At 66.6% G+C, this 25,129-nt stretch carries 17 protein-coding genes; 14 read left to right on the top strand and 3 right to left on the bottom strand.

The window, feature by feature from the left end:
• Positions 1-10: 10 nt before the first annotated feature.
• Positions 11-1,168, bottom strand: a complete 1,158-nt coding sequence (locus AMD14_RS18245; protein ID WP_015463596.1) for a phosphotransferase enzyme family protein — start codon at positions 1,166-1,168, stop codon at positions 11-13.
• A gap of 602 nt (positions 1,169-1,770) precedes the next feature.
• On the opposite strand from AMD14_RS18245, the gene AMD14_RS18235 reads away from it, so the two are divergent.
• The 12 genes from AMD14_RS18235 (at position 1,771) to AMD14_RS18175 (ending at position 20,994) form a co-directional block, all read left to right on the top strand.
• On the top strand, positions 1,771-2,610 hold the full coding sequence (locus AMD14_RS18235) for a glycosyltransferase family 2 protein (RefSeq protein ID WP_011052336.1): 840 nt from the start codon (positions 1,771-1,773) through the stop codon (positions 2,608-2,610).
• 128 nt (positions 2,611-2,738) lie between these two features.
• Positions 2,739-3,773, top strand: coding sequence for a hypothetical protein (locus tag AMD14_RS18230; protein ID WP_015472686.1), 1,035 nt, complete (start codon positions 2,739-2,741; stop codon positions 3,771-3,773).
• Positions 3,774-3,783: 10 nt separating this feature from the next.
• Entirely contained in the window at positions 3,784-5,691 is a 1,908-nt protein-coding gene (locus AMD14_RS18225) for a glycosyltransferase family 2 protein (RefSeq protein ID WP_005920720.1), read from the top strand.
• A gap of 49 nt (positions 5,692-5,740) precedes the next feature.
• Positions 5,741-7,036, top strand: coding sequence for a hypothetical protein (locus tag AMD14_RS18220; RefSeq protein ID WP_029829415.1), 1,296 nt, complete (start codon positions 5,741-5,743; stop codon positions 7,034-7,036).
• Positions 7,018-7,986, top strand: coding sequence for a glycoside hydrolase family 113 (locus AMD14_RS18215; RefSeq protein ID WP_015472685.1), 969 nt, complete (start codon positions 7,018-7,020; stop codon positions 7,984-7,986). The genes AMD14_RS18220 and AMD14_RS18215 overlap by 19 nt, the downstream gene beginning before the upstream one ends.
• 381 nt (positions 7,987-8,367) lie before the next feature.
• A complete protein-coding gene (gene pncB / locus AMD14_RS18205) occupies positions 8,368-9,546 on the top strand; it encodes a nicotinate phosphoribosyltransferase (protein WP_003490746.1) in 1,179 nt (392 codons plus the stop codon).
• 200 nt (positions 9,547-9,746) lie between these two features.
• Entirely contained in the window at positions 9,747-10,202 is a 456-nt protein-coding gene (gene bcsD / locus AMD14_RS18200) for a cellulose biosynthesis protein BcsD (protein WP_015463593.1), read from the top strand.
• 28 nt (positions 10,203-10,230) lie between these two features.
• A complete protein-coding gene (locus AMD14_RS18195) occupies positions 10,231-10,707 on the top strand; it encodes a hypothetical protein (protein ID WP_005920716.1) in 477 nt (158 codons plus the stop codon).
• 84 nt (positions 10,708-10,791) lie between these two features.
• Complete coding sequence (gene bcsA, locus AMD14_RS18190) at positions 10,792-12,936, top strand: UDP-forming cellulose synthase catalytic subunit (RefSeq protein WP_015463592.1); 2,145 nt, start codon at positions 10,792-10,794, stop codon at positions 12,934-12,936.
• Positions 12,937-12,980: 44 nt separating this feature from the next.
• Positions 12,981-15,308, top strand: a complete 2,328-nt coding sequence (gene bcsB, locus AMD14_RS18185; RefSeq protein WP_015472682.1) for a cellulose biosynthesis cyclic di-GMP-binding regulatory protein BcsB — start codon at positions 12,981-12,983, stop codon at positions 15,306-15,308.
• Positions 15,305-16,486: a cellulose synthase complex periplasmic endoglucanase BcsZ gene (gene bcsZ / locus AMD14_RS18180; protein WP_011052328.1), complete on the top strand. Its 1,182-nt coding sequence runs from the start codon at positions 15,305-15,307 to the stop codon at positions 16,484-16,486. Before bcsB ends, bcsZ begins: the two co-directional genes overlap by 4 nt.
• Complete coding sequence (locus tag AMD14_RS18175; protein ID WP_011052327.1) at positions 16,468-20,994, top strand: cellulose biosynthesis protein BcsC; 4,527 nt, start codon at positions 16,468-16,470, stop codon at positions 20,992-20,994. The genes bcsZ and AMD14_RS18175 overlap by 19 nt, the downstream gene beginning before the upstream one ends.
• A gap of 233 nt (positions 20,995-21,227) precedes the next feature.
• Here the strand turns inward: AMD14_RS18175 and AMD14_RS18170 are convergent, their stop codons facing one another.
• Positions 21,228-22,886 (bottom strand): PA domain-containing protein, encoded by a 1,659-nt coding sequence (locus tag AMD14_RS18170; protein ID WP_015463589.1) that lies wholly within the window; start codon positions 22,884-22,886, stop codon positions 21,228-21,230.
• Positions 22,879-23,304, bottom strand: coding sequence for a post-PEP-CTERM-1 domain-containing protein (locus AMD14_RS18165; RefSeq protein WP_015472679.1), 426 nt, complete (start codon positions 23,302-23,304; stop codon positions 22,879-22,881). The genes AMD14_RS18170 and AMD14_RS18165 overlap by 8 nt, the downstream gene beginning before the upstream one ends.
• Positions 23,305-23,651: 347 nt before the next feature.
• Here AMD14_RS18165 and arsC point away from each other — a divergent pair, with 347 nt between their 5' ends.
• Together arsC and def are read left to right on the top strand one after the other, a co-directional pair.
• On the top strand, positions 23,652-24,074 hold the full coding sequence (gene arsC, locus AMD14_RS18160) for an arsenate reductase (glutaredoxin) (protein WP_011052324.1): 423 nt from the start codon (positions 23,652-23,654) through the stop codon (positions 24,072-24,074).
• Between the two features lie 335 nt (positions 24,075-24,409).
• The gene (gene def / locus AMD14_RS18155) at positions 24,410-24,925 is read left to right on the top strand and encodes a peptide deformylase (protein WP_003483472.1); all 516 of its coding nucleotides are present in this window, start codon (positions 24,410-24,412) and stop codon (positions 24,923-24,925) included.
• Positions 24,926-25,129: the final 204 nt, after the last annotated feature.

The following is a 25,129-nucleotide window of genomic DNA, read 5'->3' as shown; positions in this document are numbered from 1 at the left end:
GGGAAGGTGCTCACGGCAGTCGGCGCGCACGTGCGTGCAGGTGTTCGAGCAGGTGCCGACCATCGGCGCTGGCGAACCAGTCCGCGTGGCCGAGCAGATAGCGGTGATAGGCGATATCGACATTGGCGGGCGAACGCGTGATGCCGGCGAAATATTCCATTTCGCTCAAAGCGAAGTCGGCATGCACGATCGGCAGCAATGCGGCCAGGCGGCGCAAGTGGTTTGCGTCCAGTGGGCGATGCTGCGCGTAGCCCTCCAGCAGCGCGTCGAGCTGGTCGAGCTCGGCCTGCGCGCGTGCGCCGGTGTCCAGCCGCAACCAGGGGATGAGGTTGCGTTCGATCGCGGTGGCCAGATCGAACAGCGCGCTGCTGCAGTCGCTCAATCCGAAATCGAAGATGGCGCTGACGCGGGTCGCTCCGTCGTTGGTGTCCCACAGCAGGTTGGACGCATGCCAGTCGCCATGGGTCCACAGCGACGGTAGCGCGCCCGGCGCGGACAGCAGCGGCCATGCCTGCGCATGCCAGGGCAGCAGGTGGGTGGCCAGATCGTGTTGCCAGGGGCGGTCCTGCAGGGCCGTTGCCAGGTGCGGTCGCGTTGGCAAGGCATCGTGCAACGCCTGCACCGGGTCTGCCTGCGCAAACAATCGCAGATTGGCGACCAGCATGCTGGTGGAGCGTGCCGGCGCATCGAAGCCCTGGGCCGCGCGATGCAGTTGCGCCAACGCAGCACCGGCCGCCCGCGCATGCGCAACATCGGTGAACGGTGTCCACGACAACGCATCGCGGTAGAGGTCGCGTCCTGCGCCGACCCGCTGCACTTCGTACACCCAATCGGCGTGCGCCAGCGCAGTGCGGCCCTGGGCGTCGTGCAGCACCTCCACCACCGGCGCGCCGGCCCAGCGCAGATGGGCCATGAAGCTGTGTTCCTCGCGCAGCGCGGCCACGCTGCGCACACTGCGGTGGTGGCGTTTGACGATGACCGGGCCACTTGCCGTGTCCACGCAGGCCGCTGCAGAGAACGGGCGCGCGCTATGCCAGCGCAACGCAGTGAGGTGGCCCACCGCCGCAAACCGCTGCAGCACGCGATGGATTTCATCGGTGGTCAGTACTGGCCAGTCCGGCAATGCCAGTTCCAGGCTCATGCCATGCACCTGGTGAGGGACGTTCATGGGCCGACGCCCGACAGGCGCAGCGACCGTGCTGCGTCGGTAGGTGGTATAGACCAATTGATCAGGAGTACGGCGGCGGACGCGGCGCGCGCGCCGTCGAGGACAAGAACGGCGCTGCCGGGCCGTTGCCGCATCGCATCGGCCATCAGGGCGCGGCGATGCAGGCAATGAAGAGGCAGCGCGAAACCGCAAGGTCGCTAACCGTCATCTCAACAATCAGGTGTGGGAGTGCACCAAAAAAAACCTGCAAGACGGCTGGCGATCAGGTGCGTACGGGCGACGCGCTCTGATGCGGATGTACGCCTGGTACATGCATCGAGTGCTGCCCGCGCTTGCCTGGCTGCGCAGTCGGTTTGCCGGTCGCACAAAAGTGTGGCAACGGAGACCGCGTGCGGCTCCGGGCGCGCAGTATGCGCCTTGCGGCGATGGGTCGCCATGCTGCAACGCGCGTTTGCGCCAGGCACCGCTTGCAAGCGGGAGCGTGGCGCACGTCAACCCGCGTCCGGCCCTCGACGCAATGCAGTCGCGGCAGCGCCTGTCGCGCAGCGTGCATTGCGAACCCACGATGGCGCTGCGCCGCTCCGGCACCGGATAATGGCCGGATGACTCCCGTCCAGATCGCCGCCGTCGTCGTCACCTATGAAAGCAGCAGCACCATCGATGCGTGCCTGTCGCGATTGCGCGCGGCCGAGGGCATCAGCGAGATCCGGGTGGTCGACAACGCTTCCAGCGACGACACCCTGGAAGTGGTGCAGCGTCATGCCTTGGCCGATGCGCGGCTGCATTTCATCGCCAATCCCGATAACCCTGGTTTTGCGACTGCCTGCAACCAGGGCGCGCGCGATTCGCAGGCGCCCTGGCTGGTCTTCATCAACCCGGACCTGATGATCGCGCGCGATACCTTGCTGCAGCTGTACCACCGGGCAGCGGGGCATCCGGCGGTGCTGTTGGGGGTGGAGCAGGTGGATGAGCAGGGGCGCCCTGATGCGGCTGTGCGCCGCCGCGACCCGGACTTTGCCGCGATGCTGCGCGCGCCGCGCGCCGCCGCCAATCTGGCGGTGCCGGCCGATCCGTCGCGGGCCTTGCAGCCGGTGGATGCGATCTCCGGGGCGTTGATGCTGATGCAGCGCAGCCTGTTCGACCGGCTGGACGGCTGGGACGGCAGTTACCGGCTGCATGCTGAAGACCTGGATCTGTGCCGGCGCGCCCGCCAGGCTGGTGCGCTGGTGGCGGTGGCCAATGATCTGCATGTGCTACACGTACGCGGGGTCTCCAGCCGCGCGCGGCCGTTCTTCGTGGAATGGCACAAACATCGTGGATTGTGGCGCTATTTTCGTAAATTCGAGGCTGATCGGCGCGGGCTGCTGACGCGGCTTGGGGTGTGGCTTGCGATCTGGAGTCACGCAGCCGCACAGGTGCCGCGTTTGTTGCAAAACAAATGAGTTGGATCGCGTTAAATTTGTGATAAATCGGTGATGGGTCGTCGGCTGCAACTGTGATACGTTTCGCCCCGAAGTGTGATCAACCCTAGCTTCCTGTCCCTTCCGGGTCCCCCATCAGGAATCGTGCAATGTCTTTACGGAACGACCCGCAACGGCGGGTACGTCGGTCGTGCGCTACCCCGCTGCAGTCCAGCTCGGTTGCCCCGTTTTCTCATTCAAATCCAACGCAACCGCGTGCGCTGTCGGTCCTGGCATCGGTGCTTGCGCTGGGCTGTGTGCTGGCCGCATCGCCGGGCACCGCATTGGCCGGCGCGTGGACCCAGCCGCAAGGCGACACCCTGGTAATCGTCAAGGCGCTGCATAGCGATGGCCGTGGGTGGTTCGACGACAGCCACCACCGCAGCACCTTTGGCGACGGCCAGCAATTCGACGGAAACGGCCGCAGCCGTCAGGACCAGCTCAACGTCTACGTCGAGCATGGTTTGACCGAAAAGCTCAGCTTCATCGGCAACTTCTATTTCAACGACGTGGGTTTCAGCAACCACGATGCCGTCAATGGCCGTCAGCAAACCACGACGACCGGTTTTGCCGATCAGGAAATTGGCTTGCGCTATGCGCTGCCGAGCGCGCAGAACGATGTCTGGCGCAGTGCCGTGCAGGCCTTGGTGAGCATCCCCGCGTATGGGCGTAGCAAGACCTACCACCCGAACAATCCTTCCGCCAATTCCGACCCTGCGCTCGGCCTCGGCGACTATGGCCTCGAGCTGCGCTACAGCCGCGGCCGCGGTTACACGCTGGGCGGCCGCAACGGCTACGTCGATCTGGGAGGCGCGGTCCGCCTGCGCGGAAGCGCGGCGTCCGACGAACTGCGGGTGGACGCGTCCACAGGTCTGAGTCTGACCCCGAGTTGGCTGCTGTTGGGCGAACTCAACGTGATCCAGGGGTTGGGCAACGGGCGTGGCAACTTCGATGTTGCCGGTAGCGGTGGCGGCGTGGGCTTCGTCGCCACGGGCACCAACTACGATCTCACCAAGTTGCAGTTGTCCACGCTGTATACGGCGCCGGGTGGCAGCCAGTGGCAGGTGGGGTATCAGCAGCCGGTGATGGGCCGCAACACCGGTGCGGCGGGCGGGCCATTCGTGGCCGCCTGGTGGCGTTTCTAAGGGGCCGCACATGACGGTGACCTGCGAAACGGACGCGCTGGGACGAGCGCCGGACATCGGCCGCGAACGCGGCCTGCTAGGTCGTGCGCTGGTGTCGGCAGGCGTCATCACCGACGAACAGCTGCGCTCGGCGCTGGCCTTGCAGCAACGCTGGAATTCGCGCCTCGGCGACGTGATCCTGGCCCAGCGCGGCGTGCCGGCGCAGCGGTTCTACGCCATCGTTGCCGCGCACTTCGGGCTGCAATTCATCGATCTGGTGCAGCAGCCGCCGGATCCTGCGCTGCTCACCCCAGGCGATCTGGATAGCTACGCGCAACGTCTGGTGTTGCCGTGGCGGCGCGAGGACGGTGTGCTGGTGCTGGCGGTGGCCGATCCGGACCCGGCCCTGTTCGCCTGGGCACGCGCCCATTACGGCGAAGACGTGCGCTTTGTCGGTACCGCCAAGTTCGACATCATCTGGAGCCTGCAGCGCTACGCCGACGAGCAGCTCACCGACAACGCGCTGAATCTGCTTGCGGCGCATGCGCCGACGTATTCGGCACGCCAGGTCATCACGCGCGGGCAGAAGTTCGCGTTATGGGCGCTGGCGGCGGTGATGCTGGCGACGTTGGTGCTGTTCCCGGTGCCGGCCTTGATCGCCGTCAACGTGCTGGTGGCGCTGGGTTTTCTGGCCACCTTCGGGTTGAAGTTGCTGCTGGTGTGGTTCGGCTCGCGCCATCGCATCGACATCAAGGTCACCGAAGACGAAGTGGCCGCGCTGCGCGACGACGACCTGCCGGTCTATACCGTGCTGGTGCCGATGTACAAGGAGCCGGAAGTCCTGCCGATTCTGGCCAACGCGCTGCGCAAGCTGGATTACCCGATCAGCAAGCTGGACGTAAAGCTGGTGCTGGAAGCGGACGACCTGGACACCATCGAAGCGGCCAAGAAACTCGGCCTGGAAGCGTTCTTCGAAATCATCCGGGTGCCGCCGTCGCAGCCCAAGACCAAGCCCAAGGCCTGCAACTACGCATTGCATTTTGCGCGTGGCGAGCTGCTCACCATCTACGACGCCGAAGACAAGCCCGAGCCGGACCAGCTCAAGCGCGTGGTTGCGGCCTTCCGCAAGGCTGAGAAGGATGTGGTGTGCATCCAGGCGCGGTTGAACTACTACAACGCCGACGAAAACTGGCTGACGCGGATGTTCACGCTGGAGTACACGCTCTGGTTCGACTTCTACCTGCCGGCGCTGGAATACCTGCGTATTCCGATCCCGTTGGGTGGCACCTCCAATCACTTCCGTCTGGACGTGTTGCGCCAGGTGCGCGCGTGGGACCCGTACAACGTTACCGAAGACGCCGATCTGGGCGTGCGGCTGATCCAGAACGGGTATCGCGTCAACGTCGTCAATTCCACCACCTTCGAAGAAGCCAACGTCAGCATTCCCAACTGGATCCGGCAGCGGTCGCGCTGGCTCAAGGGCTATATGCAGACCTGGCTGGTGCATATGCGCGACCCGGTGCATCTGTATCGCAGTACCGGCTTCAAGGGATTTTGGGGGTTTCAGTTCTTCATCGGCGGCGGTTTTTTCACCGCATTGGGCGTGCCGGTGCTGTGGGCGTTGTACGCGGCGTGGGCGCTGACCGGCACCTCGATGTTCGAGCGCTTCTTCCCGCCGTGGCTGGCGGCGGTCTCGCTGGTCAATCTGCTGCTGGCCAATGCGTTCTTCATCTACATCACGCTGGTTGCAGCGTTCAAACGCGACTACTTCAAGCTGGCGCCGTACGCACTGACGGTGCCGTTCTACTGGGCGTTGCAGTCGATCGCCGCCTACAAGGGTCTCTGGCAGCTGATCCACAATCCGTTCTATTGGGAGAAGACCACGCATGGCATCAGCAAGCATTCGGAAAACGAGCGCCGCGCCGCACTCGAAGAGTGAGCCGGTTGCGCAGCGTCGCGAGAGCGGGCTGCCGGCGTTCCTCATCGCCGTGGTGGCGCTGTCGCTGCTGAGCCAGCCGTTGCTGGTGCAGTCGGTGGCCACGGTGCCCGCGCTTGTGCCGGACATCGGCGTGCCGGCGACCGGCTTGTTGGCGTGGGCGGTCGATCTCACCCTGCACCGCTGGAATCTGCCGTTCCAGGTCTGGCCATGCGTTGCGGTGGCTGCCAACGCGCTGTTCCTGTCGCTGCTGTGGCGCGATCTGGCTGGCGTGTTCGGGCGCGGCTGGGCCAGCGCTCTGACGCTGCTGGTGGGCTGCAACCCGCTGTTCCTGCTGCCGATCGCCGCCGGCGGCAGCCAGGCAGTGGGGTTGCTGGCCTTCTACGGTTTGTGCCGCACCTTGCGCCGCTTGCAGGCGCCGGTGGAAGCCTTCACCTATCTGCGCATTGCCGGTTGGTTGTGCATTTTGCTGTGCCTGGATCTGCAGACGCTGGCGCTGTCGACAATGGTCGCGCCATGGCTGCTGCTGGTCATGCCGCCACAGATGCTGCGCAAGGCACCGGGCTCGTTCTACCTGGTGTGCTATCTGCCGTTCGCGTTCCTGGTCGGCATGTGGGCCTACGTCAATCTGGTCGTGTTCAATGCGCCGTGGCCGACGCTGTCCAGCATCGCCCAGGCGTCGCATCCGTTGCCGCTGCCACTGGCCGGCCATGCCGACGGCTGGTTGCCGGCGGTCCGCTGGGGTGTGGCGGCCGCGGTGTGCTTCCCGGTGCTTGCGCTGGTGGCGCGTGCGCGCAGCGGTGCGTTGGCGCGTGGCGTGGTGGCCAGTGCCGGCACCGTGATCTGCGCGGCTGCGTTGTCGTTCGCGTTCGGCTGGGCTGGCTTCGATGCCCTGCTGTTGTTGTGGGTGCCGGCGGCGCTGTTGCTGCGTGCGCTGCACGCCGACCAACGCGGCCAGGCGGCCGGATTGCTGGTGCTGGGCCTGGCGGGTGCGATCTGGGCACAGCCGCAGGGTTGGGGCAGCTGGATGCGTGCCGCAGCGCCCGACGAACAGGCCTTGATGCAGGGCGAGGCCGTTGTCATGACGACGCCGGTATCGTTGCCGCTGCGTGCATCGGACGCTCCCGCGACGCAGGATGTTGATGTAGGGCAGTCGGCGATGGCCGAGAGCGCTGCGGTGGCCCCGGCTGCAACGGCAACTGACCACACTGCCGAGCCGGCCAACCCGTCGGTGGCCACGGTGGCGCCGCAGGACAAGAACAATGCATCGTTGCGTGCGACGGCGTGCTCCCGGCACGCGGCGCCGCCGAATGCCGAGGTGTCTGCTGCATGTTCAAGCGCGTTCTAAGCGTCGCAATGTTGATCGGCGTGTGTCTGCTGGCAAACGGCTGCAATGCGGCCGCGCCGACCTGGATGGGCGCCAATGTCAAGGTCTCCGCCAACGCCCCGTGGGAAAGCCAGGCTGCAGCGCAGTCGTTGGACGCATTGGCCAAGACAGGTGCAAGCAAGGCGTTGCTGGTGGCGTTCGTGTGGCAGGCCAGCCCGCAGTCCAACGATCCGGTGCTGGGCAGCGACAGCAGTGTCGACGCCATGCGCGCTGCATTGCGGCAAAGCCTGCAGGCTGGATTGCAGCCGACGCTCAAGGTGCATGTCTGGATTCCGGGGCACTGGGCCGGCGATGCCGCACCCACCGACCCGGCGGCCTGGTTTGCGGCCTACCAGAATGCGTTGCTGCCGTTGGCCAGGTTGGCCCAGGACGAACACGCCGAAGCGCTGGTGATCGGCACCGAGTTGCGCAAGTTGCAGGACGCGCCGCAATGGCCGGCGTTGGTCGCGGCGGTGCGCAAGGTCTATCACGGAAAACTGCTGTATGTGGCAGACGGCATGGAGCATGCCGAGAGCTTCCGTTACTGGTCGTTGTTCGATGCGGTGGGCACCAGCCTGTATCCGCGCCTGTCCGAAGCTGCCGATGCGCGCAGCGCTGAAATGACCGCTGCGGCGCAACGCCTGCAGCAGTTGGGTCAGCGCGTGGGCAAGCCGATATGGGTGGCCGAGCTGGGATTGCGTTCGGCGCGCGGTAGTCTGGCAGCGCCGTGGGAAAGCCCCGAGCAGCGCACGGCCGCCGTCGATACGCGCTTGCAGCTGCAGGTGTTGCAGCAGTGGCGCAAGGTGCTGCAGGCGCATGGTGTGGAAGGCATCGGGCTGTGGTGCTGGTATACCGACCCCAAGGCCGGCGGCCCGGGCGACAGCGACTTCACCGTGCAGGGCAAGCCGGCGCAGCAGGTGCTGGCGCGCTGAGGGCGACTCGCCAAACGGCTGCGCTTGCCGCAAGGCGGGCGCGGTCGGTGAACGGATCGCCAGATACCGCTCGCATGCTTGGGCTTCAGGCGCCGGCTACGCCACGTGATACGCGCTCGCTCTGGTGGTCAGTCGCGCTAAATCGCGGCTGCACAGGCATGGTATGCACCTGTGATGCGCCTCAGGCGGGCGCGGCTGCGCGCGCTGGCGTTATTTTGCCTGCCTTCTGCCAGCAGCTGCGCTGCGCAGGACTGGTTGAAACTCGCTTGCCGAACCTGGCAATCGCCGGTCCGCGCCTGACGACACAGGTGCGCTGCGCCGTCGCGCGGGGCGTGCGCAGTGCACGCGCTGCCATCGCCGCTAAGGGCATAATCCGGCGGCATGATCATCCATTCGCTGCTCGACACCGATCTGTACAAATTCACCATGATGCAGGCGGTGCTGCACCAGCACCCGGCAGCGCAGGTGGATTACCGCTTCAAATGCCGCACTCCCGGCGTGGACCTGGCGCAGTTCATCGATGAGATCTCGCGCGAGATCGATGCGCTGTGCCGGTTGCGGTTGCGCGAGGACGAAGTGGATTACCTGCGCAGCCTGCGCTTCATCAAGCCGGACTTCGCCGACTTCCTGGCGCTGTTCCATCTGGATCGCAAGTATCTGAGCCTGACCGCATCGGCCACCCATCCGGGCGAGATCGAGCTGACCATCCGCGGGCCGTGGTTGCACACCATCCTGTTCGAGGTGCCGCTGCTGGCGATCATCAACGAGGTCTGGTTCCGCAATACCTCCGAGCCGGATTTCGAAGAGGGCCGCAGCCGCCTGCGCGAAAAGGTAGCCAGCCTGCGCAGCATGCCGGCCGGCTGCAAGATCGCCGATTACGGCACCCGGCGGCGCTACTCGCGGCAATGGCATGGCGAGTTGCTGCCGCTGCTGCGCGATGGCCTGGGCGAGCAGTTCGTCGGCACCAGCAACGTGTACTTCGCCAAGCAGTACGGGCTGACCCCGCTGGGAACCATGGCGCACGAGTATCTGCAGGCGTTCCAGGCGTTGGGGCCGCGGCTGCGCGATTCGCAGGTGGCGGCGCTGGAATCGTGGGCGCGCGAATACCGTGGCGATCTGGGTATCGCGTTGTCGGACGTGGTCGGGCTGGATGCGTTCCTGCGCGATTTCGATCTGTATTTCTGCAAGTTGTTCGATGGCATGCGCCACGATTCGGGCGACCCGTTCGAATGGGGCGAGCGCGTCATCGCGCATCTGGAAGCGCACCGCGTCGATCCCCGGACCAAGGTGCTGGTATTCAGCGACGGCCTCAATATCGACAAGGTGATGCGGCTGTACCAGCACTTCCACACGCGCTGCCGGCTGGCCTTCGGGGTGGGCACCAGCCTCACCAACGATCTGGGGCCGACGCCGCTGCAGATCGTGATCAAGATGGTCCGCTGCAATGGCCAGCCGGTGGCCAAGCTCAGCGACTCGCCCGGCAAGAGCATGTGCGAGGACATCGGATATCTGCGCTATCTGCGCGACGTGTTCGGGTTGCCGCCGATGGCAGAGACATGATCGATCGGGGCGACACCGCAGAAGAGTGACTGCAGGGTGACCACCCGCTCAGTAAATTCCCTACACACTGTCAGGGAATGCCGGAAAAAGTGAGACGTAGCTCTCGATTCGGGGGTGGCGGCCGTTAACATCATCACACGTGCATCACATCGGGTGCATGCGTCGCATGTGACGGCCCTTTTCCTTGCGAAGTCTGTTGAATGAGCGCACTCGACCCGCTGCCGCTATACCGCACGCGCAGTTGCTCACGGCAATGGCTGGGGTTTGTGCGCGCGATGGCCGAGGAGTTCGGCGCCGAGTTGTCCGAGGACGATCTGGCCCTGTTGATGGCGCGAATCGGCCGCCGTTTCGCACGCGAACAGCGGCTGGCGCCTTGCGCCACGCTGGATGACGCGCAGCACGCGGCCAATGCGGTGTGGGGCCGCTGCGATTGGGGCCAGTGCGCGTTGGAGGAGTACACCGACCATGCGCAGATCCGGCACGCGGGGGCGCCGTTGAGCGTCGCGCTGAATGGCGCCGCGTGGAGCGATGGGTTCCTGCAGGGGGTGTACGAGGGGTGGTTTCAGCAACTGGGGATGCTGGCAGGCCTGGCGGTGCAGAGCGTGCCGAGCGACACCGTCGATCTGCGCCGCCTGGTGTTGGCGCGCACGGCATGAGCATGTCTGATCGGGCAAGGAGAGTGTGATGACAGCGAAGAAGGGCAAGGACGCAATCCAACATGACGATGTGTCGGGCCTGTTCGCGCGTCTGGGGACGCCGGCGAGCCAGGGGTACCACGATTTCGCCTACACCCAGCTGTCGCCGCGCACCTGCGGCCTGACGCAGGCCCATGCGCCGGCAGCGGTCGAACCGATCACCGTTGCGCCCGATGCCGTGCAGCCGCCGGTGGGGGGGGCAGCGCCGACGCCGAGCTTGGGAATGCCGGCCACCGTCCCGGTGCCAGAGCATGCCTTGCAACCCGTCGTGACCGCAGCAGATCAGGTGCCGGATGCGCTCGCCCCGCTGCGCAAGTTGCGTCAGCTCGACGAACCGGCGCCGCGCGGCGTGCAGCCGGCCGATCGGCCCGCGCAGACGCCGTTGGAGCGCTTGTTCCAGCGCCTGTTGCAGGCCGATGCGCGCAGCTGCGCGCAAAGCCCGCTCAAGCGCCTGCGTTCGCGTTGACCTGCTGCCCATTGTTCCCCGCCGCAGGCGCCCATGCGCTTGCCGCTTGTTGTGCCGCACGCCGCCATGCCTGAAGGACGATTGATGACCGCTGCCAGCCGCCGTTCCGCATCACCGCTGCCCACGCTGGCGACCTGGGCGCTGTGGTTGCTGGGTGCGTTGCTGCTGGTGTTCGTGGTGGCCGTGCCGATGGATGTGACGCAGCAGCTGGTGTTTTCCGGCGTGTTGTTCGCGGTGGCGTTGGCGGTGCGCAACCGCGGCGGGCGGGTGGTCATCCTGATGATGATGGGGATGTCGCTAGCGGTGTCGTGCCGTTACATCTGGTGGCGCATGACCCAGACCATGGGCGTGGGCAGCGCGGTGGATTTCATCCTCGGCCTGGGCCTGCTTGGCGCCGAGCTGTATGCCTTCGTGATCCTGGTGCTGGGCTATTTCCAGGTGCTGTGGCCGCTCAACCGCAAGCCGGTGCCGCTGCCGGCCGACCAGCGCCTGTGGCCCAGCGTGGACGTGTTCATCCCGACCTACAACGAGCCGCTGTCGGTGGTGCGCACCACCGTGCTGGCGGCCAGCGTGATCGATTGGCCGGCCGGCAAGATCACCATCCATTTGCTGGACGACGGCCGTCGCGACGAGTTTCGCGCGTTCTGCGCCGAGGTCGGCATCAACTACGTCACCCGCACCAATAACGCGCATGCCAAGGCCGGCAACATCAATGCCGCGTTGAAGAAGTGCAGCGGCGATTATGTGGCCATCTTCGATTGCGACCACATTCCCACCCGCAGTTTTCTGCAGGTGGCGATGGGCTGGTTCCTGCACGACACCAAGCTGGCACTGGTGCAGATGCCGCACTATTTCTTTTCGCCGGACCCGTTCGAACGCAACCTGGACACGCATGGCAAGGTGCCCAACGAAGGCGAGTTGTTCTACGGCCTGCTGCAGGATGGCAACGACCAGTGGAATGCCACGTTCTTCTGTGGTTCGTGTGCGGTCATCAAGCGCACCGCGCTGGAAGAAGTGGGCGGCGTGGCGGTGGAAACGGTCACCGAAGATGCGCACACCGCGCTCAAGCTGCAGCGCCGCGGTTACCGCACCGCCTACCTGGCCGTGCCGCAGGCCGCGGGCCTGGCCACCGAAAGCCTGTCCGGCCACGTGGCGCAGCGCATCCGCTGGGCGCGCGGCATGGCGCAGATCGCACGCATCGACAACCCCTTGCTGGGTCGCGGGCTCAAACTGTCGCAGCGGCTGTGCTACCTCAACGCGATGCTGCACTTCTTCTACGGCGTGCCGCGCATCATCTATCTCACTGCGCCGCTGGCCTATCTGTTCTTCGGCGCGCACGTGATCCAGGCCTCGGCGTTGATGATCCTGGCCTACGCCTTGCCGCATATTTTGCAGGCCAACCTGACCAACCTGCGCGTGCAGAGCCGCTTCCGCCATCTGCTGTGGAACGAGGTCTACGAAACCACGCTGGCCTGGTACATCTTCCGTCCCACTCTGGTGGCCTTGCTCAATCCCAAACTCGGCAAGTTCAACGTCACGCCCAAGGGGGGGCTGGTGGCGCGCAGCTATTTCGACGCGCAGATCGCCAAACCCTATCTGTTCCTGTTGTTGCTCAACGTGGTGGGCATGGTGGCCGGTGTGCTGCGGCTGATCTATGTGGGTGGCAGCGGCGAGCAGCAGACCATCTGGTTCAACCTGGCCTGGACGCTCTACAACATGGTGCTGCTGGGCGCCACGATTGCCACCGCCAGCGAAACGCGCCAGGTGCGCAGCGCCCACCGTGTGCCGCTGGATGTGCCGGTCACCCTGTATCTGCCCGATGGCGATGTGCTGCCGAGTCGCTCGGTGAATTTTTCCACGGGCGGCATGGCGATCATGCTCGCGCAGCCGCAGCCGATCGAGCCTGGCTTGCCGGTGCAGATCGGCCTGAGCCATCGCGGCGTGGAGCAGACCTTGCCGGCGGTGGTGCGCCAGGATCGCGATGGACAGGTCAGCATCCAGTTCACGCAGATGTCGATGGAACAGGAGCGCTGGCTGGTGGCGTCGACCTTCGCGCGCGCCGACATCTGGCTGTCGCAGTGGGGCCAGCACGACCGCGATGCGTTCTGGCGCTCGATGGGGCAGGTGTTGGAAGCCAGTGCACGCGGATTCGGGCGACTGGGCGGGCATATCGTGGACAGCGCGCGGCAGGGCTTTCGTCCGAGGCGCGCGGTGGATCTGGAGTCGTGAGTGTGATGCGTGGTGTTTCTGTTTGCTTTACCAGGACGCAGCTGATGCGGATGTTCCCGGCTGTGTTGAGCTGTGCGTTGACCTTGCTGGCAGGCCTGGCGCAGGCGCAACAGCCCATGCCTGCAACGCCATCTGCGCAGGCAGGCAGCCAGATGCAGGCAGCCACGCCATCGCAGGTGCCCGTCGCCTTCGCAGCGGCGCCGTTGCCAGGCGGCAGCACGCGTGCGGCAACGCTGCGCGAACTGGGTATCGACTACGAAATCACCTTGCGCGGGGTGCAGGGCAGCGCCGGCGTGCCCTTCAGCGTGCGCAGCGACGAGATCGTCACCGCGGCCACGTTGAATCTCAAATACAGCTACTCGCCCTCGCTGTTGCCCGACCTGTCGCATCTCAAGGTCACCATCAACGGCGTCACCGTGGCCACGCTGCCCACCGACAAGGCCAACGCCGGCAAGTTGCTCTCGGCCGATCTGCCGATCGATCCGCGCCTGGTCACCGATTACAACCAGCTCAATCTGCAGTTGATCGGCCACTACACGCGCGATTGCGAAGACCCCGACCACAGCAGTCTGTGGGCGAATGTGGATGCGGCCACCAGCCTGTCGCTGACCACCACGCCGCTGGCCTTGGCCAACAACCTGGCGTTGCTGCCGGTGCCGTTCTTCGATATGCGCGACACGCGCCGGCTGGAATTGCCGTTCTATTTCCCGCAGCGCCCGGACACCGCCACGTTGCAGGCGGCCGGCACGGTGGCCTCGTGGTTCGGTAGCCTGGCCGGCTACCGTGGCGCGGTGTTCCCGGCATCCACCGAGGCCTTGCCGGCGTCCGGGAACGCGGTCGTCTTCGCGACGCCCGGCACCTTGCCAGCGCAATTTGCGACCGCCGACAGCGGCGTGGCCGACATCCGCGGCCCCACCGTGGCCGTGCTGGCCAACCCCAACGATCGCAACGGCAAGCTGCTGCTGGTGCTCGGCCGCAACAGCGAAGACCTGCAGCGTGCCGCCACCGCGCTGGCCTTGCGTGCGCCGTTGACCGGCGCAGTGGCCCGCATCGGCGACATCAGCGCGCCTGCGCCGCGGCGGCCTTACGACGCGCCCAGCTGGGTGTCGAGCGAGCGTCCGGTACGCTTCGGCGATCTGGTTACCCAGCCCAGCCAGCTCAACGTCGCCGGCTATCATCCCGACCTGATCCGGATAGGCCTGCAGCTGCCGCCGGACCTGTTCGTGTGGAAACGCGACGGCATCCCGGTTGCGTTGAACTACCGCTACACGCTGCCGGAGCAGGACAACAAATCCGCGCTCAATGTCAGCATCAACGAATCGTTCTTGACCACGCTGCCGCTGACCGGTCGCCCGTTCGCTCAATCCACGCCGATGCGCTGGTGGAACAGCCTGGGGACGCGCGGCAGCATGCCGGTGCATCAGGACCTGACGCTGCCGGTGGGAGCGTTTTCGGCCAACAGCCAGCTGCGCTTCCATTTCTTCTTCGATCGCCCGCAAGGCGAAGCGTGCAAGAACACCTTCCCGGATGTGTCGGGTGCCATCGATGCCGATTCCACCATCGACCTGAGCGGCTTCCACCACTACATGGCGATGCCCAACCTGGCGGCGTTCGCCAATGCCGGCTATCCGTTCACGCGCCTGGCGGACCTGTCCGAATCCACCATCGTGCTGCCCGACAATCCCGGCGATCAGGACCTGAGCAACGTGCTGACCCTGCTCGGGCATTTCGGTGCTTCCACCGGTTACCCGGCGCTGCATGCGCAGATCATTGGCGCCGGCGCGGTGCAGCAGCATGCCGGCCGCGATCTGTTGCTGCTCGGTAGCGCCGAATCGCAACCGTTGTTCAAGCAATGGCGCGCGCATCTGCCGATCGGTCAGGACGGGCAGGCGACCCGCTTTGCGCTGACCGACTGGCTGTTCGAACGACTGCCGCGATTTTTATCCTTCGATGCGCGCCGCACCGACCTGCCCACCACCGCCGAGATCGCCCTGCAGCCGCAGCCGGACGACGTACTGCTGATGGGCTTCGAATCGCCGCTGAAATCCGGCCGCAGCGTGGTCGCCTTCCAGACCGAAGACCCGGCCAACATGAGCCGCCTGTTCGATGCCTGGTTCGACCCGACCCTGCTCAAGGATTTCCAAGGCAGCGTGGTGTTGCTGCAGCAGAACAACGTCACCAGCCTGGTCGGCAACCAGACCTATTACGTGGGGCACCTGCCGCTGCCGACCTGGCTGCGCTGGTATTTCTCGCATCACCCGGTGTGGCTGGCCTTCACCGTGGTGCTGCTGGCGCTGTTGCTGGCCTTGGCTGCACGCGTGCTGCTGCGCAGGCGCACCGCCGAGCGGCTCAACGACGGTGGCGGCGCATGAGCGCGCACGCACATACCGGTGGCATGACGCGCCGTCGCCTGCTGCATGCAGGCACATTGGCGGGCGTGGCCGCGCTGCTGCCGGCAGCCGCGCTGGCGGCGCCCAGCCAGTGCGGGCCGTGGCCGCTGTGGAGCGCCTTCGTCGACAAGCACATCCAGCGCGATGGGCGGGTGGTGGATTTTCTCAATCCCGATCAACGCTCCACCTCGGAAGGGCAGTCGTATGCGCTGTTCTTCGCCCTGGTCAACAACGATCAGGTGCTGTTCGACAAGGTGCTGAGCTGGACCCGCCACAACCTGTGCGGCGGCCGCCCGGATCTCAACCTGCCGGCATGGCTGTGGGGCCGCGATGGCAGCGGCGCCTGGCGCGTGCTGGACGCCAACACCGCCAGCGATGGCGAGTTGTGGATTGCCTATGCGCTGCTGGAAGCCGGCAGGTTGTGGAGCCGCCCGGGCTTTCTCAAGGCCGGCCAGCAGATGCTGCAGCTGATCCGCACGCAGGAAGTGGCCACGCTGCCCGGGTTGGGCCCGATGCTGCTGCCGGGCCGCACCGGCTTCGTCGACAACGGGCGCTGGACGCTCAATCCCAGCTATCTACCCATCCAGGTGCTGCGTCGTTGCGCCAACGCCGACCCCAAGGGCCCATGGGCCGCCATCGCCGCCAACAGCGCGCGCGTGCTGCGCGACAGTGCGCCGGTGGGGTTTGCCCCGGATTGGACGGTGTGGGACGGCAAGACCTTCAATGCCGATCCCAAGCGCGGCAATGTGGGCAGTTACGACGCCATCCGCGTGTACCTGTGGGCCGGCATGCTGGACGCTGGCGAGCCGCTGCGCGCGCGGTTGCTGCAGGACCTGTCCGGACCGGCCGACCTGCTCGCCGCGCAGCAGACGCCGGCCGAAAAGATCGACACCGCGCGCGGTGTGGGCACCGGCGCGCTGCCGGTGGGATTTTCTGCGGCGTTGTTGCCGTACCTGAGCGCGCTGGGCAAGCCCGCGCTGCTCAAGGCGCAGGCGCAGCGGGTGCCCGCCGCCACGCAGCCGGCCGCCGCTGCCTTGCCGTATTTCGAACGCACGCTGGCCCTGTTCGGACAGGGATGGCTTGAGAACCGCTACCGCTTCGCCGCAGACGGGCGCCTGTTGCCCGCCTGGAGAACCCCTGCATGCGCCGCAACGACCTGAAGCCGTTCTACCTCGCCGGCATGCTGGAGCTGTGCCTGCTCGCCGCACCGGCAGCGCATGCGCAGACCAGCGCCACCCGGCAGCTGGTGGAACAGGGCAACTACTGGCACGACCAGGGTCGCGACGATCTGGCCGCCGATACCTGGAAGAAGCTGCTCGGTATCGACCCGGACCAACCCGACGCATTGCTCGGCCTGGCGCAGATCGATCTGGCGCAGGGGCGCCAGTCCGAGGCGCGCAAGCGCCTGCAGCAACTGGAAGGCGCGCATCCGCAGTCGCCGCAGGCGCAGCGCCTGCGCGTGGCGATCGGCGCGCGCGGTAGCAGCAGCGCGGGCGAAGATTCCAATCTGCGCAATGCACGTCGTGCTGCCTCTGCCGGGCGCTATGTGGAAGCGGCGCGCAGTTACGAAGCCGCCTTCGCCGGCAAGCCGCCGCCGCCGAACCTGGCGCTGGAGTATTACCAATCGCTGGCTGGCACGCCCACCGGTTGGGAGCGCGCCCGCGATGGCCTGCGACGCCTGCAATCCAGCGACCCGGACAATCCGTCCGTGCAGCTGGCGCTGGCGCAGGTGCTCAGTTACCGCGAACCTACCCGCCGCGATGGCATCGCGCAATTGCGCACGCTTGCCCAGCGCGCGGACGTGGGTGGGCCGGCACGCAGCAGCTGGCGCCAGGCGCTGCTGTGGCTCAACGCCGGCATGGCCGATGCGCCGCTGTACCAAGCGTTTCTTGCCGGTACCCCGAACGATGCCGAAGTGACCGCCAAACTTGGCCAGCTGCGCGCGCAACGCACGACGGCCACCACGCCGGCCGATCCCAACGGCGTGTTGCTGGGCGAAGGCTTCCGCGCGTTGAGCGCCAACAATCTGAGCGCAGCCGAACAACGCTTCACCCAGGTCTTGCGTGCACGTGCGCGCGACCCCGAAGCGCTCGGCGGCCTGGGCTCGGTACGTCTGCGTCAGCAGCGTTTTGCCGAGGCGCAGGAACTGCTGCGACCGGCCGCGGCCGGCAACGGCAAATGGAGAAACGCACTGGAGAGCGCCCGCTACTGGCAGCAACTGCAGCAGGCCGAAACGGCGCGCGCGCGCGGCGATCTGGCGCAGGCGCGCCAGCTGATAGAGCAGGCGGTGCAGCTGCTGCCCAACGAGCCGGCCGGACACGTGGCGCTGGGTGACCTGCAGGCCGCCGGCGACCCGGTCGCGGCCGAAGCCAGCTATCGCAAAGCCTTGGCGCGCGATGCCGACAATGCCGGCGCGTTGCAGGGCCTGGTCGGGCTGTACAGCCGCCAGGGCCGCCTGCAGGAAGCCAGCGCCTTGTTCGACCGGCTGCCGGCGGCCGAGCGCGCCAAATCCGGTGGCCAAGCCTTGCTGCGCTCCAACGTGCAGCGCGCCCGTGCGCGTCAGTTTCTGGACGCCGGCGATGCGGTCAGCGCGCAGACCGAGCTGGAAGCGGCCATGGTCGAGCGTCCGGGTGATGCCTGGATCCGTCTCGATCTGGCGCGCCTGTACCAGCAGGCTGGCCGCCCGGATCAGGCGCGCAGCGTGATGGACGGCCTGCTCGCGGTCCACGGCGACCAACCCGAGGCGTTGCACGCCAATGCGCTGCTGGCGCAGGAAAGCGGCGACTGGCAGGGCGCCTACGACAGTCTGGATCGCATTCCAGCCGCGGCACGCACGCCGGCGATGACCCAGCTGCGCGCCACCGCATGGATCGAACTGCAGGCGCGTCAGGCGCGGCAGCTGGTCGCGCAGGGCAGGGTGGGCGAGGCGCAGCAGTTGCTGGCGCGTACCGATACGGCGCTGGGCAATCAGCTCGACGATCCGCAACTGCTGGCCGCCCTGGCTGGCGCGCATGCCGACGCCGGCAACACCCAGCGCGCGCTGGTGCTGGCACAGCGGCTGGTCACTGGCGCCAGCCCGCGCATCGAAGACCGCCTGCAATACGCCAGCGTGCTGCTGCGCGCGCATCAGGACGCCGAGCTTTCGGCGGTGTTGCGACAGCTGCAGGCCACCACCATGACCCCGGAGCAGCTGCGCCGCTACCAAGGCCTGCGCAGCGCCTACACGCTGCGGCAGGTGGATGCATTGCGTGAGCTCGGCAATCTGGAAGGCGCCTACGACGCGTTGTCGCCGGTGCTGGCGCAGCAGCCGGGCAACCGCGATGCGCAGGCCGCGCTCGCGCGGTTGTACGCGGCCGCCGGCGAGCACCGCCAGGCGCTGGCGATCTACCAGCAGATCCTGCAACGTCAGCCCAGCGATCTGGACACGCTCACCGCCGCCGCCAACAGCGCCGCCGCGCAATCGGACCTGCGCGATGCAGAGCGCTATCTGCAACGCGCGTTGGCGCAGGCACCGGAGTCGCCGGACGTGCTCGCGGCCGCCGGTCGCGTCTATCGCAGTGCCGGCAAGAACCGCAAGGCCGAGCAGTATTTCCGTGCAGCGCTGGCGGCGCAGCAGCGTCAGGCCGGGCAGCTCGACAATGGCCTGGCTTCTGCACGTGGCCTGGCTGCCGTCGCCGCATCCGGTCGGCCGCTCAACCCATTCTCCGGCATGACCGGCGCCATGCCGCGTTCGCCGGCGATGCTGTCCGAACGCATGGCCGCCGGCAGCGCCTACAACGACGTCGCAACCGCACCTGTCGCATACATCGCGCCGCTCGCCATGCAGCCCGGCGCCGCACGTGTCGCGACTGCCGCACCCGTCAATGCCGCCGCCGATCTCAGCAGCGACGCGTTGCCGCAACCGGTACGCGCCAGCACCGTGCCTTCCACGTTGCCTGCGCCCAGCCGCTTGCGCGCTTCCACGCATGGCGCGCTGCCGGCTGTGTCGGGCAGCGATCTGCAGCCGCGCAACATCGCCGCGCAAGCACTGTCCGCGCGCAGCAGCGGCAATAGCGTGCTCGACGAATTGCGCGCCGTGCAGGCGGAAAACAGCGACGGCCTTGCCGGCGGCGCGCTGTATCGCGCGCGCGACGGCGAAGACGGCCTGGGCCGTCTGGACGACATCGAAATGCCGGTGCAGGCCGAATTCGCAGTCGGCGAGGGCAAGCTCGGCGTCACGCTGACACCGACCGTGGTGGATGCCGGCACGCTCGGCACCGACTACGCCACCGCCAGCCGCTTCGGCACCGGCCCGCAGAGCGCCATCGGCGATGCGCTGGCCGCCAACCGTGGCCCGATCGACACGCTGGTCGATTCGCCGGTGTATCAGTTGCTCGCCACCGAAGGCGATACCGCCGCCACGCGCGAACGCCTGCGCCGCTACGCCTTGAATACCGGCCTGTTCAATGCACTGCTGGTGGAGAACAACAACAGCACTGCCGCTGCGCTGGCTGCATTGGCCAACGAGCCGCTGCCGGCCTACCTGCTCAGCATCAACGCCTCCAACACGCCGATTGGGCAGCTGGCACGCGACATCCTGGGCAATGCCGCGCTCAGCGAACAGCTGGGTGCAGGCGATGCGGCCGCATTGCGCGCGCTGGCCGGCAGCACGGCCGCCGCGCAGCAGACGCCGACCGGCCTGGCCGACACGCTCAATGCGATGGCCGCCAGCGGCAACGGCAGCCGCCGGCTCAGCCAGGACGACACCGGCGTGGGCGTCGGCGTGCGGTATCGCAATGGCGGTTTCAGTGCCGAACTGGGCAGCACCCCGATCGGGTTCCAGGAGCAGAACCTCATCGGTGGCGTGGGCTATCGCGGCGAGCTCGGCGACACCGTCAGCTGGTCGGCCGAGGCCTCGCGGCGTGCGGTGACCGATAGCGTGCTGTCGTTTGCCGGTGCGCAGGACGCACGCAGCGGGCGCCAATGGGGCGGTGTGACCAGCACCGGGCTGTCGCTGTCGGCCACTGCCGACAACGGCCTGCTCGGCGGCTACGCCAACCTTGCCGCGCACCGCCTGCAGGGCAACAACGTGGCCGACAACGACCATCGCCAGGTCGACCTGGGCTTCTACGTGCACGCGCTGGAGACCGAGCATCAATCGCTCACCGCCGGCGTCAATCTGACCACCATGCAGTACGACAAGAATCTCAGCGGTTTCACTTACGGGCACGGTGGCTACTTCAGCCCGCAGGACTATGTGGACCTGGGGTTCCCGGTGCATTGGAGCGGGCGCACGGCCGGGCAGACGGTGAACTGGAAGGTCGACGCCAGCGTCGGTGTGCAGCACTTCAGCACCGAGGCCTCGCCATATTTCCCCACCGACCCGACCCTGCAACAGGCGGCCTACGACGCCGCATCGCTGGCCGCGCTGCTTGGCCTGGTCGATCGCTACACCGACCCGGTGTATGCGAGCGAAAGCCGCACCGGCGTGTCCTACAACCTCAGTGGCGCGGCCGAATGGCAGGTGGCGCCGCAGCTGTTTCTGGGCGGGCGGCTGACCTTCAACAATGCACGCGACTACAACCAGTTCAGCAGCAACCTCTACCTGCGTTTCGTGATGGATCGCCTGGGCGCTGCGCTGGGGCGTGCGCCGCAGGTGCTGGCCTCGCCATATGCGGCGGAGCATTGATGCGCCGGCAAGCCTGGCGCCTCGCTCCGAAGACGCGCAGCAGGGTTTGTAGCCAATGCACGCAGGCGGCGTGATGCCGCGCGTGCATGGGGTCCGCATCCTCGCCTGCGCCGTGGTGTGCATCGTCGCCACGCTGCATGGACCGCGTGGCCTGCACGCAACAACGCGGCAGCAGACAAACGAACGGCGCCTTCCGGCGCCGTTCGCATCGCTTCACATCACGCGTTCGGTGCTTATGGGCGCACCTTGGTGGCGCAGACGAAGACCACTGCCTGTTGCACGCGGCTGATCACGCCCTGGCTCTGCAGCTCGCGCGCGTGTTCGTCCATGCAGGTCAGGTAACCCAGGCGGTTGCCGACGTTCTGCGTCTTGCACAGGCTGCTTTCGGCAGACACGTTCGCGCCCGGAATCAGGCCGCCGGTCTCCAGCGTCGGGACCGAGGTGTTGCAGGTGCCCAACTTGGCCGGCCCGGTGTTCAAGGTCCAACCGATGTCGGCAAACAGCGCCGGGGTCAGGTCGATGTTGACGTGCGCCTGCACTTCCGGCGTGTCGAACGGTTCCATCAAGGCATTGGGCTGCAGATCGGTATCGAAGTGCGAGAACGTCGAACCGCCGGCCACCACGCTGGGCGAGTACAGCCGCGTGCGGCCTGCGCTGTCGGTGCCCTGCAGCAGCTGCGGATCTTCGTACAGCGCCGCGACCACCGCAGTGCTGCCCTTCAGGCGCGCGCCATCGGCCTGCGAGACCATGATGGCGGGGATGGTGATGTCGGTGATCGGCGGTGATGCGTTGCCCATCGTCTGCACACCGGCCGCGTTGTTGGCGACGATGACGCCCACCGCGCCGTTGAGCTGCGCGTTCTTCACCTTGATCGCGAACGCGCAGGTGCCGCGGTCGATCAGCGCCACCTTGCCGGCCACATCGGCCGCATTGACGAACGGGGTTTCGCAGCCATCGCTGGCCGATGCGGCCGCCACGCCGTCGTTGACCGTCACCACCGAACGGGCCGGGAAATTGGCCGCGGTGGCCAGCGGACCGAAGCTGGCAAAGCCCACTTCGAACTTGCCCGCAGCGCTGGCCGGTGCGGTGACGCGCAGCAGCGTACGCGGATCCAGGATCAACGCCGCCTCGCGATTCACGCGCGTCCCGGCCCATACCGTACGGCCGGGCGTGCGCATCGCTTCGGCGCGCAGGGCGTTGGTCATGGTCGGGTCGTCGAAGCGCTTGTTCTGGACGTTGTCGTAGGCCTGCGAGGTGTAGACGTCGGTCAGGCCGCTGCCCGAACCCAGCACGCCGGTGGTCTTGTTGAGGAAGCCGGCCGCGCCCAGACCGTGGCCGATCTCATGCATCACCACGTTGAGGAAGTTGATCTGGCCTTCGGGCGTCTTGCCGTCCAGACCCAGATACCAGCCGGAACCGGCCAGGCAATCGTCCTTGCCCAGGTCGCCGTTGAACTGCGAAAACACGTCGGCCGGATCGGACGGATCCGGCACCAGGTCCTGCCCGGCGATCGCATCGCCCAGCGCGGACGGATACAGCGTATTGGCCTTGGCACCGGGGAAGTTGTTGACGATCCAGTTCGGCCCGGCCTGGCCCAGCGTGCCGCCGGTGGCGGTACAGGTCAGCCGCGCGAACGAGGCATACACCTTGATCTCGACGTTGCTCTGCAGCACCGCGCCCCACAGGTCCATGGCGTACTGGTATGCGATGCGGCGTTGCTCGCCGATCGTGCGGCCCGGGTTGCCGCCCAGCGGTGCGGCAGCGGTCGGGTCGTTCAAACCGACCACGGTGCCGGCATCGCCATTGATCAGCGTGACATTGGCGGCCCGTGCATGCAGCGGTGCCAGGGCGGCCGCCACGGCCAGGGACAACAGCAACAAGGGCTTATTCATGCGGCAGCGCTCCATGCTCGGCGTGGGTGGGTTGGGTGGTGCCGGCCTCGTCGCTGTGTTCGATGACGATGCGTCCATCGGCCTGACGGGTTGCCGTCAACGAGCTCATCTGGGTGGCCGGCAACTTGCGCGCCACGGTGCCACTGGGCAGGCGCCGCTCGGTCGCGCGTGCGGCCGCTTCGGTCTGCGGAACCGAGCTACGTGCGGCGCTGCTGCGTGCTGCGGAGGCGGCTGCAGCCGCCTGCTGATCCAGCGCCGCGCTCTCGGCGTCGGTCAGCGGGCGCAATTTGCCGGTGGTGGGGTCGATACCGACCTTGGAACTGCCAGTAGCAGCTTCCTGCGCTGCAGCGATCGCCGGCAGGCATGCGACACACAACACACCGGACAGCATCCATCCGGGCTTGCGAAAGCTCATCATCGTTGGGGTTTCCTTGGGTCCAACAGGGGAAAAAACGCCGTGCTGACACCGGCGCTCGGGAGAATCCTTCCGTTTCAGTCTGTTCATGACTGAATCATGAATCCGTGATTCGTGTCAATCTTTTGACACATTCGCCGTCGAATGCGAAGCGGCAACCTGAAAAAGTCATCGGCAGGGTTTGCAGTCTGGGAATTCACTTCTCCCAGCACCGCCATCAAGGCGCCAGCGCACGCCGTGGCCGGCGCTCGGCATCCCCGGACGCCACTCGTACACTGGCCGGTCTGGTCGTCGTTCGGACATCCGTTGCCGGCGCCGCCTTCCATCAGCCAACCCAGCGCCAGGCCACCATGCACGCCGTCATCTACCACAATCCCGGTTGCGGGACCTCACGCAACACCCTTGCCCTGATCCGCCACACCGGCGTCGAACCGCAGATCGTCGACTACCTGCAGCATCCGCCGAGCCGCCAGACGCTGCAGTCGCTCATCGCCGCTGCCGGCATCACGGTCCGCGAGGCCATCCGCCAGAAAGGCACGCCCTATCTGGAACTGGGACTGGACGATCCCACCCTGGACGATGCGACACTGTTGAGCGCAATGCTCGCCCATCCGATCCTGATCAACCGCCCATTCGTCCAGACCGCGCGCGGCACGCGCCTGTGCCGCCCCTCCGAATTGGTACTGGACCTGTTGCCGCCAGCCACGCACGGCTTCATCAAGGAAGACGGCGAACGCGTGCTGGACGAGGCCGGTCAACGCATTGGCCGCTGACATGTTCGAGCCGGTTCAACCGGTGCGAAGCGGGTGTTGCACCTTCACGCTGGCCGCAGCGCTGACGATAGGCGCAGTACGCTTATTCACAGGGCGATGAACAAGCCTGTTACACGCCCGCTTGCGCATGCACTACACCTGCTGAGTGCGGCAAGACAAGGCGACTGTCGGCACCGTGCGCTGGCGCGAGCGGCGCCCGGCGCCGGGCATGCACAACCCGCGGCAACTACCATCCGTTCACTGCAGCGTCTGCGTGCCGTTGCACCGCCTGCACCTGTTCGCTACCGGTCGTCAGCCGCTCTAGAATCCACGCCACGATCGTCAGGAGCACCCGCATGATTCGCGAAATTATCCGCATGGGCGACAAGCGTCTGCTACGCGTGGCACCGCCGGTCACCAACCTGGGAAGCGCCGAGTTGCACACGCTGGTGGCCGATATGTTCGAAACCATGGACGCGGCGCGTGGCGTCGGTCTGGCAGCACCGCAGATCGCGGTGGATCTGCAATTGATGGTGTTCGGTTTCGACGCCAGCGAGCGCTATCCGGAAGCGCCCGCAGTGCCGCGCACGGCCCTGGCCAATGCGCAGATCGAGCCGCTGTCGGAAGACATGGAAAACGGCTGGGAAGGCTGTCTGTCGATTCCCGGCCTGCGCGCAGTGATTCCGCGCTATCGCTTCATTCGCTACCGCGGCTTCGCACCCGACGGCAGCCCGATCGAGCGCGACGCCGAAGGCTTCCACGCACGCGTGGTGCAGCACGAATACGATCATCTGGTCGGTCGCCTGTATCCCTCGCGCATCGAGAATTTCGACACGTTCGGTTTCGAAGACGTGCTGTCCTACGATCTCTAGCAGGTCGTTCGCTGTGTCCATTGCGGCGTGGCTGCCGCCATGGACGGCAGCCATCTGTGCTGGATTTCGCCTCATTCAAGACGGCCATCAGCAAGCTGCCTGGCGCGGTGCCCTCGTCGCTAGCGTCAGCGTTGGCGGCATGAACGCAGCGGCGACTCGGTGGATTGACGGCGTGTCTGGCGAGCGGCGAGGGCAGCGCACCCG

It is taken from the genome of Xanthomonas citri pv. citri (assembly GCF_000961215.1).
Lineage (GTDB): Bacteria > Pseudomonadota > Gammaproteobacteria > Xanthomonadales > Xanthomonadaceae > Xanthomonas > Xanthomonas cissicola.
Note: the sequence above shows the minus strand (reverse complement) of the source record. Positions and strands in the feature narration are given on the sequence as shown.

Coding starts and splice junctions, on each gene's coding strand:
- AMD14_RS18245 (WP_015463596.1), bottom strand. CDS start 1,168: ATGAACGTCCCTCACCAGGTGCATGGCATGAGCCTGGAACTGGCATTG.
- AMD14_RS18235 (WP_011052336.1), top strand. CDS start 1,771: ATGACTCCCGTCCAGATCGCCGCCGTCGTCGTCACCTATGAAAGCAGC.
- AMD14_RS18230 (WP_015472686.1), top strand. CDS start 2,739: ATGTCTTTACGGAACGACCCGCAACGGCGGGTACGTCGGTCGTGCGCT.
- AMD14_RS18225 (WP_005920720.1), top strand. CDS start 3,784: ATGACGGTGACCTGCGAAACGGACGCGCTGGGACGAGCGCCGGACATC.
- AMD14_RS18215 (WP_015472685.1), top strand. CDS start 7,018: ATGTTCAAGCGCGTTCTAAGCGTCGCAATGTTGATCGGCGTGTGTCTG.
- pncB (WP_003490746.1), top strand. CDS start 8,368: ATGATCATCCATTCGCTGCTCGACACCGATCTGTACAAATTCACCATG.
- bcsD (WP_015463593.1), top strand. CDS start 9,747: ATGAGCGCACTCGACCCGCTGCCGCTATACCGCACGCGCAGTTGCTCA.
- AMD14_RS18195 (WP_005920716.1), top strand. CDS start 10,231: ATGACAGCGAAGAAGGGCAAGGACGCAATCCAACATGACGATGTGTCG.
- bcsA (WP_015463592.1), top strand. CDS start 10,792: ATGACCGCTGCCAGCCGCCGTTCCGCATCACCGCTGCCCACGCTGGCG.
- bcsB (WP_015472682.1), top strand. CDS start 12,981: ATGCGGATGTTCCCGGCTGTGTTGAGCTGTGCGTTGACCTTGCTGGCA.
- bcsZ (WP_011052328.1), top strand. CDS start 15,305: ATGAGCGCGCACGCACATACCGGTGGCATGACGCGCCGTCGCCTGCTG.
- AMD14_RS18175 (WP_011052327.1), top strand. CDS start 16,468: ATGCGCCGCAACGACCTGAAGCCGTTCTACCTCGCCGGCATGCTGGAG.
- AMD14_RS18170 (WP_015463589.1), bottom strand. CDS start 22,886: ATGAATAAGCCCTTGTTGCTGTTGTCCCTGGCCGTGGCGGCCGCCCTG.
- AMD14_RS18165 (WP_015472679.1), bottom strand. CDS start 23,304: ATGATGAGCTTTCGCAAGCCCGGATGGATGCTGTCCGGTGTGTTGTGT.
- arsC (WP_011052324.1), top strand. CDS start 23,652: ATGCACGCCGTCATCTACCACAATCCCGGTTGCGGGACCTCACGCAAC.
- def (WP_003483472.1), top strand. CDS start 24,410: ATGATTCGCGAAATTATCCGCATGGGCGACAAGCGTCTGCTACGCGTG.